Annotated in this window: 14 protein-coding genes; 3 read left to right on the top strand and 11 right to left on the bottom strand. The window is 45.5% G+C overall.

What is annotated here, in order from left to right; genetic code table 11:
- Positions 1-28 precede the first annotated feature (28 nt).
- The 5 genes from lon to VEJY3_RS26115 form a co-directional block, all read right to left on the bottom strand.
- Positions 29-2,380: an endopeptidase La gene (lon, locus tag VEJY3_RS04390; protein WP_014231222.1), complete on the bottom strand. Its 2,352-nt coding sequence runs from the start codon at positions 2,378-2,380 to the stop codon at positions 29-31.
- 130 nt (positions 2,381-2,510) lie between these two features.
- Positions 2,511-3,791 carry an ATP-dependent protease ATP-binding subunit ClpX gene (clpX, locus tag VEJY3_RS04385; RefSeq protein WP_014231221.1) on the bottom strand — a complete coding sequence of 427 codons (1,281 nt, stop codon included), beginning with the start codon at positions 3,789-3,791 and terminating at the stop codon, positions 2,511-2,513.
- A 70-nt stretch (positions 3,792-3,861) separates the two neighbouring features.
- Positions 3,862-4,488 carry an ATP-dependent Clp endopeptidase proteolytic subunit ClpP gene (gene clpP, locus VEJY3_RS04380; protein WP_014231220.1) on the bottom strand — a complete coding sequence of 209 codons (627 nt, stop codon included), beginning with the start codon at positions 4,486-4,488 and terminating at the stop codon, positions 3,862-3,864.
- A gap of 105 nt (positions 4,489-4,593) precedes the next feature.
- The gene (tig, locus tag VEJY3_RS04375) at positions 4,594-5,898 is read right to left on the bottom strand and encodes a trigger factor (protein ID WP_014231219.1); all 1,305 of its coding nucleotides are present in this window, start codon (positions 5,896-5,898) and stop codon (positions 4,594-4,596) included.
- A gap of 292 nt (positions 5,899-6,190) precedes the next feature.
- Complete coding sequence (locus tag VEJY3_RS26115; RefSeq protein WP_014231218.1) at positions 6,191-6,376, bottom strand: hypothetical protein; 186 nt, start codon at positions 6,374-6,376, stop codon at positions 6,191-6,193.
- Positions 6,377-6,422: 46 nt separating this feature from the next.
- Here VEJY3_RS26115 and VEJY3_RS04365 point away from each other — a divergent pair, with 46 nt between their 5' ends.
- From VEJY3_RS04365 to VEJY3_RS25935, 3 genes are all read left to right on the top strand, one after another.
- Entirely contained in the window at positions 6,423-8,231 is a 1,809-nt protein-coding gene (locus VEJY3_RS04365; RefSeq protein WP_014231217.1) for an ATP-binding protein, read from the top strand.
- A gap of 2 nt (positions 8,232-8,233) precedes the next feature.
- Positions 8,234-9,571 carry a sigma-54 dependent transcriptional regulator gene (locus VEJY3_RS04360; protein WP_014231216.1) on the top strand — a complete coding sequence of 446 codons (1,338 nt, stop codon included), beginning with the start codon at positions 8,234-8,236 and terminating at the stop codon, positions 9,569-9,571.
- Between the two features lie 75 nt (positions 9,572-9,646).
- Positions 9,647-9,829, top strand: a complete 183-nt coding sequence (locus VEJY3_RS25935) for a hypothetical protein (RefSeq protein ID WP_014231215.1) — start codon at positions 9,647-9,649, stop codon at positions 9,827-9,829.
- Between the two features lie 39 nt (positions 9,830-9,868).
- On the opposite strand, the gene VEJY3_RS04350 is transcribed toward VEJY3_RS25935, so the two are convergent.
- From VEJY3_RS04350 to VEJY3_RS04325, 6 genes are all read right to left on the bottom strand, one after another.
- On the bottom strand, positions 9,869-11,230 hold the full coding sequence (locus VEJY3_RS04350; protein ID WP_014231214.1) for a TRAP transporter large permease: 1,362 nt from the start codon (positions 11,228-11,230) through the stop codon (positions 9,869-9,871).
- A gap of 3 nt (positions 11,231-11,233) precedes the next feature.
- Positions 11,234-11,923: a TRAP transporter small permease gene (locus VEJY3_RS04345; RefSeq protein WP_014231213.1), complete on the bottom strand. Its 690-nt coding sequence runs from the start codon at positions 11,921-11,923 to the stop codon at positions 11,234-11,236.
- Positions 11,924-11,992: 69 nt separating this feature from the next.
- A complete protein-coding gene (locus VEJY3_RS04340) occupies positions 11,993-12,991 on the bottom strand; it encodes a TRAP transporter substrate-binding protein (RefSeq protein WP_014231212.1) in 999 nt (332 codons plus the stop codon).
- Positions 12,992-13,289: 298 nt separating this feature from the next.
- Positions 13,290-14,405, bottom strand: coding sequence for an ABC transporter ATP-binding protein (locus tag VEJY3_RS04335; RefSeq protein WP_014231211.1), 1,116 nt, complete (start codon positions 14,403-14,405; stop codon positions 13,290-13,292).
- Between the two features lie 5 nt (positions 14,406-14,410).
- Positions 14,411-15,268: a carbohydrate ABC transporter permease gene (locus tag VEJY3_RS04330; protein ID WP_014231210.1), complete on the bottom strand. Its 858-nt coding sequence runs from the start codon at positions 15,266-15,268 to the stop codon at positions 14,411-14,413.
- The gene (locus VEJY3_RS04325) at positions 15,265-16,188 is read right to left on the bottom strand and encodes a carbohydrate ABC transporter permease (protein ID WP_014231209.1); all 924 of its coding nucleotides are present in this window, start codon (positions 16,186-16,188) and stop codon (positions 15,265-15,267) included. Before VEJY3_RS04325 ends, VEJY3_RS04330 begins: the two co-directional genes overlap by 4 nt.
- Positions 16,189-16,214: the final 26 nt, after the last annotated feature.

Genomic DNA, 16,214 nt, shown 5'->3' with positions numbered 1-16,214 from the left:
AACTTTTACTTATTTTTGCTACACATCACTATTTTTTAGCTTCAAACTCAACGCCCGCCGGGTCTCGCTCGAGTGCAACTTTCAGTACTTCATCAATCCACTGAACCGGGATAACTGTCAGATCTGCGATAACATTCTCTGGAATCTCTTCCAGATCACGCTCGTTATCTTTTGGAATCAGTACCGTTTTAATGCCGCCACGATGTGCCGCAAGTAATTTTTCTTTTAGGCCACCGATAGGCAAAACTTCACCACGTAGTGTGATTTCACCCGTCATTGCCACTTCCGCTTTCACTGGGTTACCAGTTAACGCAGAAACCAAAGCAGTGCACATTGCTGTACCAGCACTTGGACCATCTTTTGGTGTCGCACCTTCAGGAACATGCACGTGGATGTCTTTCTTCTCGTAGAAATCGGTGTTAATACCCAGCTTTTCAGCACGAGAGCGAACAACTGTCATGGCTGCTTGGATAGACTCTTGCATCACGTCGCCAAGAGAACCCGTCTGTGTCAGTTTACCTTTACCCGGCATAGACTGAGTTTCAATCGTTAGCAAATCACCACCAACTTCAGTCCAAGCCAAACCAGTCACCTGACCAATACGGTTGCTTTCGTCAGCTTTACCATAGTCAAAACGCTGAACACCCAGGTACTCTTTCAGGTTATCCATGGATACGGTCACAGACTTGATGTCTTTATCCAGCAAGATATTCTTCACCGCCTTACGACAGATCTTAGAAATTTCACGCTCTAGGTTACGTACACCCGCTTCACGAGTGTAGTAACGAATAATGCCGACAATCGCTGAATCCTCGATAACAATCTCGTTTGGCTTCAGTCCGTTACGCTTCAACTGCTTATCTACCAAGTGGCGTTTCGCGATGTTCAGTTTTTCATCTTCTGTGTAACCAGAAAGACGAATAACTTCCATACGGTCAAGAAGCGGACCTGGGATATTCATCGAGTTAGACGTCGCAACGAACATTACATCCGACAGATCGTAATCTACTTCTAAGTAGTGATCGTTGAATGAGTTGTTTTGTTCAGGATCCAAAACTTCTAGCAGTGCAGATGCTGGATCACCGCGCATGTCAGAAGACATCTTATCGATCTCATCTAGAAGGAATAGCGGGTTTTTAACCCCAACTTTAGACATTTTCTGGATAAGCTTACCCGGTAGTGAGCCGATGTAAGTACGACGGTGGCCACGAATCTCAGCTTCGTCACGCACACCACCAAGCGCCATACGCACATATTTACGCCCAGTCGCAGATGCGATTGAACGGCCAAGAGAGGTTTTACCCACACCTGGAGGACCAACAAGACAAAGGATTGGGCCTTTCAGCTTGTTAATACGGTTTTGTACTGCCAAGTATTCCAGAATGCGCTCTTTGACGCGCTCCAGACCGTAATGATCTTCGTTTAGAATCTCTTCTGCCTTAGCCAGGTTCTTTTTCACTTTAGAACGCTTAGCCCAAGGAACGCTCACCATCCAATCGATGTAGCTACGCACCACTGTTGCTTCCGCAGACATTGGAGACATCATCTTAAGCTTTTGTAGCTCTTGCTCTGTCTTTTCGCGCGCCTCTTGAGGCATTTTGGACTCTTCGATTTTATTCTGCAGCGTTTCAAATTCATCCGGCGCATCTTCCATCTCACCTAGCTCTTTCTGAATCGCTTTCATTTGCTCATTCAGATAGTACTCGCGCTGAGACTTCTCCATTTGCTTTTTAACGCGGCCACGGATGCGTTTTTCAACTTGCAGAAGATCGATTTCCGACTCCATTTGGCCCATCAGGAATTCCAAACGCTCGGTAACGTCGATGATCTCAAGTACCTGTTGCTTGTCGACCAATTTCAAAGGCATGTGAGCTGCGATGGTATCGGCTAGACGCGCGGCTTCATCAATCCCATTTAGCGAAGTCAGAACTTCTGGTGGGATTTTTTTGTTCAGCTTGATAAAGCCTTCGAACTGGTTGATCGCACTACGAACAATAACTTCTTGCTCACGCTCATCCAGCTCAGGTGTCACGATGAATTCAGCTTCAGCTAAGAAAAAATCGCTCTCTTTAAAGTGATTAATCTTCGCACGCTGCTGACCTTCAACCAGTACTTTCACTGTGCCATCAGGAAGCTTTAAAAGCTGAAGAATGGTGGCTACCGTACCTACCTCAAATAGGTCGTCAACCGTTGGCTCGTCTGTATCCGCTTGCTTTTGTGCCACAAGCAGAACTTGTTTGTTTGTTTCCATCGCCGTTTCTAGACAGCTAATCGATTTTTCACGACCAACAAACAATGGAATGACCATGTGCGGGTAGACCACTACGTCACGTAGAGGTAGTACCGGGATCTCGATACTCTCGGAACGTTCCAAGTTCATATAATTCTCTCTTCCGCTTTCACGTTTAACGTATTACTTAAGGCAGTATATGGGGGCTAATTGTTTGGATTCAATAAGAGAAATAAAAAAAGGAGGTAATTACTTACCTCCTTTTTATTCATGGCTTGATTTACTCTGCTCCAGCGGCCTGATTATCGGCGTTGCTGTAAATAAGCAGCGGTTCTGACTCGCCATTGATGACTGATTCATCAATAACCACTTTGCTCACATCTGTTGCAGATGGTAGCTCGTACATGGTTTCAAGCAGAACACCTTCCAGAATTGAACGTAGACCACGAGCACCCGTTTTACGCTCCATCGCTTTCTTAGCAATCGCGCGTAGTGCGTCTTCACGGAACTCAAGCTCAGCATTTTCTAATTCAAACAATGCTGCGTACTGCTTGGTCAACGCGTTCTTCGGTTCACATAGAATCTGAATAAGCGCTTCTTCATCAAGCTCTGTCAATGTAGTAGTTACTGGCAGACGGCCGATGAATTCAGGAATCAGACCGTATTTCACTAGATCTTCAGGCTCAACCTGAGTAAATAGCTCACCGACAGTTTTGGTTTCATTCTTAGAACGAACTTCAGCACCAAAACCGATACCAGTACCTGTTGCTACACGTTGTTCAATCACTTTATCAAGGCCTGCGAATGCACCACCACAGATGAACAGGATCTTAGACGTGTCCACTTGTAGGAATTCTTGCTGAGGATGCTTACGACCACCTTGAGGTGGAACAGAAGCAACCGTGCCTTCGATAAGTTTTAACAGTGCCTGCTGAACACCTTCACCAGATACGTCACGCGTAATGGATGGGTTTTCAGCTTTGCGTGAAATTTTATCAATTTCATCAATGTATACGATGCCGCGTTCAGCCTTAGCTACATCGTAATCACATTTTTGCAGAAGCTTTTGGATGATGTTTTCTACGTCTTCACCCACGTAACCTGCTTCGGTTAACGTAGTTGCATCAGCCATTGTAAATGGCACATCCAAGAATCGAGCTAGTGTCTCAGCAAGCAATGTTTTACCACTACCTGTAGGACCAATTAGAAGGATATTACTCTTACCAAGCTCTACACCTTCGCTCGTTGTATCACCATTGCGTAAACGCTTGTAGTGGTTATATACCGCAACTGCAAGCACTTTTTTCGCGTAATCTTGCCCGATCACATAGTCGTCAAGGTGTTCGCGGATCTGTTTTGGCGTTGGTAACGCTTCAGATTCTTTCTTAGGGAGAACATCCTTAATTTCTTCGCGAATTATATCGTTACATAAGTCGACACATTCGTCGCAAATGTACACTGACGGACCTGCGATTAGCTTGCGAACTTCGTGCTGACTTTTGCCGCAGAAAGAACAGTACAGCAATTTACCGCTGCCACTTTCTTTGCTTTTATCTGTCATTCGCTAACCTCTTAGCCTTTACTCTTCATGAATGAGTGTATATCAATTTTTGCCAAAATGCGCTGGCAAATTACTCGCCGCGATGGCGTAACACTGCATCCACGATACCGTATTCCACAGCCTGCTCTGCTGACATGAAGTTGTCACGATCAGTATCGCGCTCAATCACTTCAAGTGGCTGGCCTGTATGTTCTGCTAACAACTTGTTTAGCTTCTGCTTGATAGTCAGGATTTCCTGAGCATGGATTTGGATATCAGAAGCCTGACCCTGGAAACCACCTAGCGGTTGGTGGATCATCACACGTGAGTTAGGCAGAACGTAACGCTTACCCGGAGCACCACCAGCAAGTAGGAAGGCACCCATTGAGCATGCTTGGCCCATACATACTGTGCTTACATTCGGTTTGATAAACTGCATGGTGTCGTAAATAGACATACCTGCTGTTACGCTGCCGCCTGGAGAGTTGATGTATAGGAAAATATCTTTATCTGGATTTTCAGATTCTAGGAAAAGTAGTTGAGCCACGACAAGGTTTGCCATGTGGTCTTCCACTTGACCTGTTAAAAAAATCACACGCTCTTTTAGCAATCGGGAATAGATGTCGTAAGAACGTTCGCCTCGGGAAGTTTGTTCAACCACCATTGGTACTAGTGCGTCCATAATTGGCGACATTGCATTTTTTTCTTGGTAGCTCATATTCTTATGTCCCTAAAATAAATGGCCCGGATGATGAGTATCATACGGACCATTGTTAGCAGAATAGTTAACGTGAAGTCAACCTTCTACGCAAGATATTGCTTATTAAGCAGGTTGTTGCTGGTTAAGTAGCTCGTTGAAGCCTACTTCTTTCTCAGAAACTTGTGCTTTAGCGATGATCGCGTCGATTGCTTGCTCTTCTAGCGCTACGTTACGCATGTTGTTCATCATTTGCTCGTTTTGCTCGTAGTAAGCAATAACTTCTGATGGATCTTCGTATGCAGTCGCCATTTCTTCGATTAGCGCTTTAACTTTCTCGTCGTCCGCTTTTAGTTCTTCAGACTTGATTACTTCACCAAGTAGAAGACCTACAACTACGCGACGTTTAGCTTGCTCTTCGAACAGTTCACGTGGAAGCTGTGCAGCTGCTTCTGGGTTACCACCGAAGCGTTGTGCAGCTTGCTGACGTAGAACTTGGATTTCTTGGTCGATAAGTGCAGCAGGTACGTCGATTTCGTTTTGCTCAACTAGACCGTCAAGAGCTTGCTCTTTGATGCGGTTCTTAACAGCTTGCTTAAGTTCGCGTTCCATGTTCTTACGAACTTCAGCTTTAAGCGCTTCTACACCGCCTTCAGCAACACCGAACTTAGAAACGAACTCGTCGTTTAGTTCTGGTAGTTCACGTGCTTCAACTTTGTTCACTTTGATAGCGAACTTCGCTGCTTTACCTTTTAGGTTTTCAGCGTGGTAGTCTTCTGGGAAAGTCACGTCGATGTCGAATTCCATACCAGCAGTCTTACCTGCGATACCGTCTTCGAAACCAGGGATCATGCGACCAGCGCCCATTTCTAGTGGGAAGTTCTCAGCTTTACCGCCTTCGAACTCTTCACCGTCGATAGAACCAACGAAGTCGATGCTTACGCGCTTGCCGTCTTCTGCTGCTTCTTCAACTTCAGTCCAAGTTGCTTGCTGCTTACGTAGAGTATCGATCATCTCTTCTACGTCTGCATCTTTAACTTCAGTTACAGGCTTCTCTACAGAAATGTTTTCTAGGCCTTTAAGCTCTACTTCTGGGTAAACTTCAAAAGTTGCTGTGAAAACTAGGTCTGCACCTTCTTTGTTTTCTACAGGAGCGAAAGTTGGCGCGCCAGCTGGGTTAATTTTCTCTTTTACGATCGCTTCGATGAAGTGACGTTGCATAACTTCACCAAGAACGTCTTGACGTACTGCTTTGCCGTACATCTGAGCAACCATTTTTAGAGGCACTTTACCCTTACGGAAACCATCGAAACGACGGTTTTTAGCGATGTTGCGTAGTTCAGCTGTTACAGCGTCTTCGATGTTTGCAGCTGGAACAGTAATGTTTAGACGGCGCTCTAGGCCCTCTAGCGTTTCAACAGTAACTTGCATTATATATAAACCTCTAAAGTGGCTCGGTTTTCCGAGCGTATGAGCGTAACTCACCTGAGTTAACGCTTCATCCTTGTGTTGTGTTCTGTCCGAGCACCTAATTTAAATCGAGTATCGATACTGTTCATCAGTACCGGACTAATCAGTGATATCTTCAGTGTCATCACCAAAGGTATCTCCTATTAGCCTCAAGACAGATTTTTAGACGCGACATTCTAGCGATCTGTTACTACCCTGTCGAGCCAATAGCCACTATGTGGACATTGTCTGCACTAAATTCTCGAATGTTGCCTCATTTTTTGTAAAAAATGCGATAAAACACCCGCATCAGAAACATCGGCATATCTAGAATGGGGACAATAGCGACTTTTTCAAGGGAATCGACCGCTTTTTTTATTGAAAAGCGTAAAAAGAGATCTTGCTCTTGTTTTACTCCACAGACTTGGCAACTAAATCCCCAATCTGACCTACAAGCCATTAACATTTCTTAATTACAAAGAAGTAGCAAAGTCAGGAACGAAGGAATGTCACAACGAAACCGTATTCTACTGATTTTTTTCGCCTTATATTTCCTGTGTGCATTTGTTGGTGGCCACTGGGTCTGGAAAAACAGTTATCAATCGCTACTGGATAAACACCAGTCTCAGCTTGAACAGTTTTCTAGCCATATTAAGAACAAATTGGATAAGTACGCTCATATTCCTAACCTATTGGCAAAAGATGCACCTTTGTTTGAGGCATTGCTGCACCCGAAAAATAGCGCCCAACTTGAAGTAACGAATCGCTATCTGGAATCGGTAAATCAAGTTATCGCCGCTTCCGACACTTATCTCATTGATCAGTGGGGAACCACCATCGCCTCCAGTAACTGGCGGCAAAGGCATTCATTTGTCGGGCGCAATTTTGCTTTTCGTCCTTATTTCAAACAAGCCATCATCGGTGAGCAGAGCCAATACTACGCACTTGGGTCAACGTCTGGTAAGCGGGGCTACTACTACTCTTCTCCCATCGTTTACGCAGGCGGCGTGATTGGCGTTGTGGTCGTAAAAATGGATTTGAGTAAAATCGAAGATAACTGGCAGCAACCAGATAGCGTATTTGTCGCCAGTGATCCTAACGGCATTGTGTTCATGAGCAGCAGAACGGACTGGCTACTCAAAAGTTTACAACCGCTTAGTGAGGTAGAAAAAAAACAAGTTTGGGCTAGCCGACAATACCTCGAAACGCAAATTCGTAGTTTAAATTTCGTCGGAGATCTGAGCCTACCTATTAGCGAATTGAAGCAAGGTTACCCATACAATAAAGGCACTCTGGTGGTTTCTTCTCTCGCTCTTCCCGAGATAAAACTGACCATGAGGGTATTGTCACCTAAACAATCTATCGTTTGGATAACCTTAGGTTACCTGCTGGTACTTACTCTCATTTTTACCATTTTATTCCTTATCGGCCAGCTGATTTATCACCGCCAACAACGCCATTTACAACTCGAGCTGATTCAGCAAGAAGCCAATCAAAAACTGGAATATCAAGTAATGGCTCGTACTGCGGAATTGCAAGCAGAGATCGCTCAACGAACAGAGGCAGAGCAAACACTACGTGTCACTCAGGATGAGTTGGTTCAGGCAGCAAAACTCGCTGTACTGGGTCAAATGTCCGCAAGTATTAGCCATGAGCTGAATAATCCCCTTGCGGCAATTCGCAGTTTCGCGGAAAACGGTAAGCTATTCTTACAAAAAGAAAAATTTGAACGAGTCGAAGACAATTTAAACCGTATTTCAGCGCTCACTGATCGTATGGCGAATATCAGCCAACAACTGCGCTCATTTGCCAAGAAAACCAGTGGTACTGAGCTAACTAAAACCCGGCTGTTGCCTGTCGTCGCCTCTGCCAAAGAGTTAATGAAGCCTGCTTTCAAGTCAGCCCGCGTAAACTTGTCGACCGATCTAACGGCAAAGGATGCAGAGGTTTTTATCAACACGATTCAGCTGGAACAAGTCCTAGTCAACCTGCTGAGTAACGCGATTGAAGCGGTCAAAGATCAAGAGAATAGACAGGTCTGGCTTTCGATAGAACATGACCAGAATCGAAATCAAATCATGGTTCATATCGATGATAATGGCCCAGGGATAGGACAACGCTCCCTCACCGAGCTTTGTGAGCCATTTCTAACTACCAAGAAAAATGGCCTGGGTTTGGGACTGTCCATATCACAGCAAATATTGAGTGGAATGAACGGCCAATTAAGTGCTTACAACCAAGCGCAGGGTGGCGCTCGATTCTCAGTTTGTTTACCTGTTGTAGCAATGCACGCTGAAAAAGGTTCAGAGGAATAATTATGTGTCAGGTGTTTTTTATTGATGATGAAGCGGATCTCAGGCTAGCAATAGAACAGACGTTCGAACTGGCCGATATCGACGCACAGTTTTTCCCCGATGCAGAGTCCGCTCTGCTGACGATGAAAAACGGCGAGGAACCTGGCGTTGTTATCACTGATATTTGTTTACCCGGCATATCAGGAATGAATCTACTTAATACTCTGGTGCAAAGAGACAACCACCTGCCAGTGATCATGATTACTGGGCATGGTGACATCTCAATGGCGGTGAACGCATTACATCAAGGTGCCTACGACTTTATTGAAAAACCATTTTCTCCCGAACAGTTGGTTGAAACGGTCAAGCGCGCGATCGAAAAGCGTCAGCTTACGAATGAAAACGAGAAGTTACGGCAATCACTCAAAGCCAGTCAGGCTCTCGGCCCTCGAATTATCGGCGAAACGGTCAGTATCCAGATGCTACGCGATACGATTTCTCACATTGCCGATACTGATGCTGATATTTTGTTGTTCGGTGAGACAGGTACAGGTAAAGAGCTCGTCGCTCGCTCATTACATGAACAAAGTTTGCGCAGAAATCACAACTTTGTCGCCGTAAACTGTGGTGCGGTACCAGAAAACCTGATCGAAAGTGAACTCTACGGCCATGAAAAAGGCGCATTTACTGGCGCAGAAAGTCGCCGGATTGGTAAATTCGAATTTGCTCAAGGCGGGACGTTATTCCTGGATGAAATCGAATCCATGCCCATTCAAGCACAGATTCGACTACTGCGCGTTCTTCAGGAGCGAGTTATTGAGCGAGTAGGATCAAACGAACTCCTTCCCCTTGATATTCGTGTAATAGCGGCAACCAAAGTGGATTTAAAACGTGCCGCCGAAGAAGGAACATTTCGTCAAGATCTCTACTATCGACTGAATGTGGTCACACTGGATTTACCCCCTCTGCGACTGCGCAAAGAGGATATCCCTGCTCTCTTCCATCACTTTTTGCTCGTGGCGGCCTCTCGATACGGAAAAAGCTCTCCGAGCTTGTCGTCTCAAGATCTGGCAACATTGATGGCGCATGACTGGCCCGGCAATGTACGAGAGCTGAGAAATGCAGCAGAGCGCTTTGTCCTGCTTGGGAAATTGATTCAACTCGGAGATACAAGCCCGGTTCCGGCTCCTTCCTCTAGCTTGGCTGAGCAAGTGGCAGAGTTTGAAAAAGCAGCCATTGAGCGCGCATTGCTCGAGCATAATGGCAGTATTAAGCAAACCATGACTCAATTGAATGTTCCTCGCAAAACACTGTATGACAAAATGCAACGCTATCAGATTGATAAAGATCTGTATAAATAAAACCTGACATCACATTTGTCGCTTTAGTCAACCTGTCTCATACTATTTATAGTTCCATGGTTGGTAGCGCTAAACATGAATGAGAAAACGAAGATACCTGTGATTAGGGAAACAGTGTTTGTCGACGGACATTATCAGGAAGAACGACGCTCCGGTGAGGATCGCAGAAAGAATAAACAAAAATGGCATGGCTACGAGCGAAGAATAAACTCTCAGCCCAGAAGGCATGACTACAAATCAATAGACGAAGAGGTGTGACATGTCACACCTCTTTTTGCGTTAATGAGTCTGAGCCCGTTATTTGGTAATGATCTCTGGCCCCATCAACATCGTCGGTAACCATGTTGAAACCCAAGGAATGTACGTTACGATAATGAGGAACAGGAACATTACCGCCACCCAAGGCAACGCCGCTTTAACAACACTCATCATCGACATTTTAGCCACCCCTGCTGTAACAAAGAGGTTTAGCCCTACAGGCGGCGTGATCATCCCAATCTCCATGTTCACCACCATCATGATACCCAAATGAATAGGGTCAATCCCTAAAGCAATGGCGATAGGAAATACCAGTGGCGCCACAATGATCAACAAACCAGAAGGTTCCATGAACTGGCCGCCAATCAAGAGCAGAACGTTTACCACGATCAAAAATGTGATTGGACCTAAACCAGCAGAAAGCATCGACTCGGTGATCATCTGCGGGATGCGTTCTTCTGTCAGAACATGCTTCAGTATCAGCGCGTTTGCGATGATAAACAGCAGCATGATCGTCAACTTACCGGCTTCAAAAAGCGTTTGCTGAGTGTCTTTGTGAACAAAGCTCTGAATGACTTTCACCACGGCAGGCTTGGTATTCTGTTTATCGGCAAACGGCCCCATGTCCTTGTAAACAAAGTTAGCAATTAAGAAGGAGTAGACCGCTGCTACTGCCGCCGCTTCCGTTGGGGTAAAAATCCCGCCGTAAATACCACCGAGAATAATGATTACCAGCATCAATCCCCAGATTGCGTCCTTAGCTGCCGCGATGGCTTCTTTCCAGCCTACAAAAGGTTGTTTCGGTAAGTTCTTAACTCGGGCAGCAATGTAGATGGCAATCATCAGCATCACACCGGCTAACAACCCCGGAATAACACCACCCAAGAACATACGACCTACCGACACATCTGTCGCTGCTGCATACACAACCATTACGATAGAAGGTGGGATCAGGATACCTAGTGTGCCCGCGTTACAAATAACCCCTGCGGCAAAATCTTTGGAATAGCCGTTTTTGATCATACCTGCAATAACGATGCTACCAATCGCAACTACCGTCGCCGGTGACGACCCTGACAGCGCGGCAAACATCATACATGCCACAACTGAAGCCATAGCAAGACCACCACGGAACCAGCCGACCATTGCAATCGCAAAACGAATGATGCGCTTCGCTACACCGCCAGTGGACATAAAGCTCGATGCGAGGATGAAAAACGGGATAGCAAGTAAAGTGTAGTGTCCTTCAAACGCATTAAAAAGCGTTTGAGCAACCGATGCCAGAGACGCATCTGAGTGCCACATCAAAAATAAAATACTGGATAGGCCCAGTGAAACCGCGATCGGAACACCCAACAGCATGAAGCCAATCACCATCAAGAATAACCATAAAATATCCATCGGTTAGTGCTCCTTATTCTTGTTGCTATCTTGGCTGTTGTCTTTGCCCTGCGTGGGTTCCATCACATCACCCGCATCTTTAAGCTCTTCTTTAAGTGCTTCTAACTCTTCTTCGCCTTCATGGCTGGAAATCAGACGGTCAAGCTTGCCAGTCAGTATTTGGTAGGCCGCCTGAGCAAAACGAAACGTCAGTAACGCCATACCAATTGGCAGTGCCATGTAAGGAATAAATCGAGGCAGCTTCTCGTAGCGCTCGCCTTCGTTGAGCCAGTCAGCCATAAACTGCAACATCTCTGGCATCGGAATATCATCCGTCTCGTACCATGCTCGCTCTGTGGCAAACGGGTACCAGTAATTCCATGAACCAATGAGAAGTAGAATTGAAAACGTCAAACAACATGACACGGCAAGCAAAGCACAAGCTTTTCTAAACCGTTCAGGTAATAAGTTAATCACCACGTCAACACCGATGTGAAAATGCTTTTTCACACCGTATGAAGCGCCTACGAGAACCATCCAGGCAAAAAGAAAAACGGTAACTTCAAGCGCCCAAAGAATATTGTCATTGAATAAGTAACGCATCACGACGTTGACAAATGTCAGCATCGTCATCGCTCCGAGGAAGAAAGCAATTAAAGTTTCTTCAACCTTGTCGGTAAACTGACCGACTTTCGAAAAAAATGAGTGTTCCATAACGGTACATCGCTCGAATCAGGTAAGTTTGGCTCCCGACGAACGGGAGCCGCTTATCATTATGTTGAGTTATTTTTGGTTGGCCGCTAATGCCGCTTCAATTAACTCTGAACCAATGTCTTTTTCAAACTTGTTCCAAACTGGTTTAAGCGCTGCTACCCATTCTTCACGCTGTTCTGGCGTCAGCTCGCGAACCACACCACCAGCTTCGATAACGTACTCTTTGTTTTGTTGCTCTACGCGGTTTGACTCAGCATTACGGGTTTGAGTCACTTCTTTAAGAATCATCGCAAGCTGGTCACGTACGTCGTCTGGAAGTCCATCCCACCACTTGGTAGAAGTAACCACTAGGTAATCCAAAATTCCGTGGTTGGTTTCAGTCGTACCGTCTTGAACCTCGAAGAACTTTTTACCGTAGATATTCGACCAGGTATTTTCCTGACCATCGATAACTTTAGTTTGTAAGCCACCGTACACTTCGGCAAATGACATTTTTTGTGGGTTAGCACCTAGTTGTTCAAACTGCGCAACCAATACATCGGAAGCTTGTACGCGGAATTTAAGCCCCTTAGCATCTTCCGGGTGAACCAGTGGTTTGTTGGCTGAGATTTGCTTCATACCGTTGTGCCAGAACTCTAGTCCTCGAATACCACGTCGGTTCATCGCATTCTTAAGCTTTTCACCCGCCTCAGAGTTTTGGAAGCGGTCAACAGCGTCTACGTCATCAAAAAGGAAAGGAAGGTCGAACAAACGGAATTTTTTGGTGAACTTTTCAAACTTAGACAGTGAAGGTGCAGCAAGTTGTACGTCCCCATTCAACATAGCCTCAAGTACTTTGTCATCATCGTAAAGCGTCGAGTTAGGAAACACTTGCATACACGCCTTACCGTTCATCTCTTCATTGACACGCTTTTCAAGCAGCGACGCCGCGATCCCTTTCGGGTGCTTATCGGTGTTGGTTACGTGACTGAATTTGATGACCAGCTCACCTGGGTCACAGTTTGCGGCAGCGTTAAAACTGGTAACAGCAAGAATTGAGGCAGTTAGTAGGGTAACAGGCTTAAACATTATTATTCTCCTTGATAAATGAACAACCCCATCACTGGGTGTTGATGCATCTACTAAAGCAAGGACCGAACCACTTTCTTTAACTACGTTTTTATTTTTATAAATCAAACACTTAAAAATATACCATTCACAGTGTATTTACCTAGATCACAAAATTATTTTTGAAATGGGTGAAATCTACCCACGCCAAATGATTAAGTGGGTGGATTTAGACACATTCTTGAATCAGCAAATAAAAATGGCAGCCGCTTGGCTGCCATTTAAAAGTTACGAGTTGTTGATTTGCCTTACTCCAGCGTCAATGAAACTCGATGCGTTGCTCAGTTGAAGCGTCGAAGAAAACCGCCTTGGACAAATCAAAATGCAGCGGCGCGACCTGACCAACCTTTACATCGAACTCCGGAGACAAGCGACAAGCGACTTCTTGATCGTTAACCTTAATCATCGCGATGGTATCTGGCCCCGTTGGCTCAAGGACTTCAAGCTGTAAATCAAGCTTGGTAGATGCAGCAGACTCTTGGTTCTCACTGTCCGTAATATGTTCCGGACGCAAGCCAATCACAATCTCTTTGCCGTCTTGTTTTCGCATCGAAGCTGGCAGCTTGATGTGATGCTCCTGTGCGTTACTGCCTGTCACTTTTATCACGGGGTTATCCTGAGCATCCAAATCGACCATGGTTTTAATGAAGTTCATCGAAGGTGAGCCCATAAAACCTGCGACAAACATATTATTAGGCTTGTTGTAGATTTCTTGTGGTGTCCCCAGTTGCTGTAACTCACCGTCTTTCATTACCGCAATACGGTCCGCGAGTGTCATCGCCTCAATCTGGTCATGCGTTACGTACACAATCGTCGTATTAAGTTGCTGGTGAAGACGCTTGATCTGGTGGCGCATTTCAACACGCAGCTTCGCATCTAAGTTCGAAAGTGGCTCGTCAAACAGATACAGCTTAGGGCGACGAGCAAGCGCACGTCCCATCGCAACTCGCTGGCGCTGACCACCTGATAATTGCGAAGGCTTACGGTCAAGCAGATGATCAATCTGTAGCATTTCCGCCACTCGCTCCACTTCGGCATCAATTGCCTCTTTCGCCATTTTACGAATCTTGAGACCAAATTCGATGTTGCCTCTTACCGTCATATTTGGATATAGCGCATACGATTGGAACACCATCGCAATATCGCGATCTTTCGGTTCCACATTCGACACATTATTACCATCAATCACGATGTCACCGGAGCTGATGTTCTCTAAACCCGCAATGGTGTTCATCAGTGTCGACTTGCCACAACCAGATGGGCCAACCAAGATAAGAAACTCTCCCGAATCGATACTGATATCGATACCTTTTAACGTCTCTTGTTCCGCTTTTGGATAGGTTTTACGGATTTGTTTAAGTTCGAGTGTTGCCATGATAATTATCCTTTTACCGATCCAGCCGTAAGGCCACGAACAAAGTATTTTCCTGCTAATACATAAACGAGTAGCGTTGGTAACGCCGCAATGATCGCCGCCGCCATATCGACGTTGTACTCTTTCACCCCTGTACTGGTGTTAACTAAGTTGTTCAGGGCAACCGTAATTGGCTGTGTTTCGGAACCTGAATAGACAACACCAAACAAGAAGTCATTCCAAATAGCGGTAAACTGCCAAATCACCGTCACCATGATGATTGGCGTCGAAATTGGCAGAAGAATTTTAAAGAAAATGGTAAAGAAACCTGCCCCATCCAACTTCGCGGCTTTGACAAGCTCATCCGGAATACTGATGTAGAAGTTACGAAAGAACAGAGTGGTAAACGCCATACCATAAATCACATGAACGATAACCAAGCCAGTGGTGGTATTTGCCAAACCTAACTTACCGAGCACCGCCGCCATTGGTAACAAAATCACCTGAAACGGAATAAAGCAGCCAAACAGCAGCAAGCTGAAGAACAAGTTTGAACCTCGGAATTGCCACTTGGTCACCACATAACCATTAAATGCGCCCAACAGCGTGGAGATCGCCACTGCAGGAATCACCATTTGGAAAGAGTTCCAGAAATACCCTTTTACCCCTTCACATTTCACGCCCGTACAAGCGCTGTCCCACGCCTTATACCAGGCATCGAAGACCCATTCGGTTGGCAGACTCATCAAGTTGCCCGCTTTAATATCTGGCAGTGTTTTGAATGAAGTCACCACCATCACGAACAACGGCATCAAATAAAATAAGCAAAAAAACGCTAACCCGAAGTAGATAAACAGCCGAGAGAAATTCACACTACGCATCATGACTTTTTCTCCCTAAGCTCTGAGTACAAATAAGGAACTAAAATGGCGAGAATACCTGCCAACATCATCATCGCGCTTGCAGCCCCCAAACCTATCTGACCACGAGTAAATGAGTGCGCGTACATAAACAGTGCGGGCAAATCTGAAGAGTACCCCGGGCCACCAGCCGTCATCGCTGTTACCAGGTCGAAGCTCTTAATCGCAATGTGTGAAGTGATGATTACCGAGCTAAAGAAGACAGGTCTTAAGCAAGGCATAATGATGCGCCAGTAAATGGTTGGCAGACTTGCGCCGTCGATTTGTGCCGCTTTGATAATGGATGAATCAATGCCGCGCAAACCCGCCAGAAACATCGCCATGACAAAACCGGATGACTGCCAAACAGCGGCTATCACCAAGGTGTACACCGACAGGTCAGAATTTACTAACCAGTCAAATTTGAAATTGGTAAAACCCCAGTCCTGCATTAGTTTCTCTATTCCCAGACCAGGATTGAGAATCCATTTCCATGCGGTACCAGTAACAATAAACGAGAGTGCCATCGGATAGAGATAAATGGTCCGAATTGCGCCCTCCTGACGAATATTTTGATCAAGCAAAATGGCTAAGCCCACGCCAAGAACAATAGCGATGAGCATAAACAGCAGCCCAAAAATACCAAGGTTGCTAATAGAAGTGATCCAACGATCGTTATCCATCAGCTTTTCATACTGAGTAAAACCAACAAAATTAAAGCTTGGCAGAAAACGGGAGTTGGTCATTGATAATGCCGCCGTCCAGAAGATGTAACCATAGATGCATACCACAGTTACCAGAACGGTCGGGGCAAGGACGATTTTCGGCAACCAGTGTTGAAGTCTGTCCGCCAAACTGAGTTTCGCGTGGGACTTCTTTGGATACCGATTCACAACATGCTCCATAACGAATCCTTACGTCTTAAAGGAAG

The organism is Vibrio sp. EJY3, assembly GCF_000241385.1.
GTDB lineage: Bacteria > Pseudomonadota > Gammaproteobacteria > Enterobacterales > Vibrionaceae > Vibrio > Vibrio natriegens.
Note: the sequence above shows the minus strand (reverse complement) of the source record. Positions and strands in the feature narration are given on the sequence as shown.

What these genes read in the sequence shown, in the direction of transcription:
- VEJY3_RS04345 (WP_014231213.1), bottom strand. Translation starts at nt 11,923, where the DNA reads ATGGAACACTCATTTTTTTCGAAAGTCGGTCAGTTTACCGACAAGGTT.
- VEJY3_RS04325 (WP_014231209.1), bottom strand. Translation starts at nt 16,188, where the DNA reads ATGGAGCATGTTGTGAATCGGTATCCAAAGAAGTCCCACGCGAAACTC.
- VEJY3_RS04365 (WP_014231217.1), top strand. Translation starts at nt 6,423, where the DNA reads ATGTCACAACGAAACCGTATTCTACTGATTTTTTTCGCCTTATATTTC.
- clpX (WP_014231221.1), bottom strand. Translation starts at nt 3,791, where the DNA reads ATGACAGATAAAAGCAAAGAAAGTGGCAGCGGTAAATTGCTGTACTGT.
- VEJY3_RS04340 (WP_014231212.1), bottom strand. Translation starts at nt 12,991, where the DNA reads ATGTTTAAGCCTGTTACCCTACTAACTGCCTCAATTCTTGCTGTTACC.
- tig (WP_014231219.1), bottom strand. Translation starts at nt 5,898, where the DNA reads ATGCAAGTTACTGTTGAAACGCTAGAGGGCCTAGAGCGCCGTCTAAAC.
- VEJY3_RS25935 (WP_014231215.1), top strand. Translation starts at nt 9,647, where the DNA reads ATGAATGAGAAAACGAAGATACCTGTGATTAGGGAAACAGTGTTTGTC.
- lon (WP_014231222.1), bottom strand. Translation starts at nt 2,380, where the DNA reads ATGAACTTGGAACGTTCCGAGAGTATCGAGATCCCGGTACTACCTCTA.
- VEJY3_RS04360 (WP_014231216.1), top strand. Translation starts at nt 8,234, where the DNA reads ATGTGTCAGGTGTTTTTTATTGATGATGAAGCGGATCTCAGGCTAGCA.
- clpP (WP_014231220.1), bottom strand. Translation starts at nt 4,488, where the DNA reads ATGAGCTACCAAGAAAAAAATGCAATGTCGCCAATTATGGACGCACTA.
- VEJY3_RS04330 (WP_014231210.1), bottom strand. Translation starts at nt 15,268, where the DNA reads ATGATGCGTAGTGTGAATTTCTCTCGGCTGTTTATCTACTTCGGGTTA.
- VEJY3_RS04350 (WP_014231214.1), bottom strand. Translation starts at nt 11,230, where the DNA reads ATGGATATTTTATGGTTATTCTTGATGGTGATTGGCTTCATGCTGTTG.
- VEJY3_RS26115 (WP_014231218.1), bottom strand. Translation starts at nt 6,376, where the DNA reads ATGGCTTGTAGGTCAGATTGGGGATTTAGTTGCCAAGTCTGTGGAGTA.
- VEJY3_RS04335 (WP_014231211.1), bottom strand. Translation starts at nt 14,405, where the DNA reads ATGGCAACACTCGAACTTAAACAAATCCGTAAAACCTATCCAAAAGCG.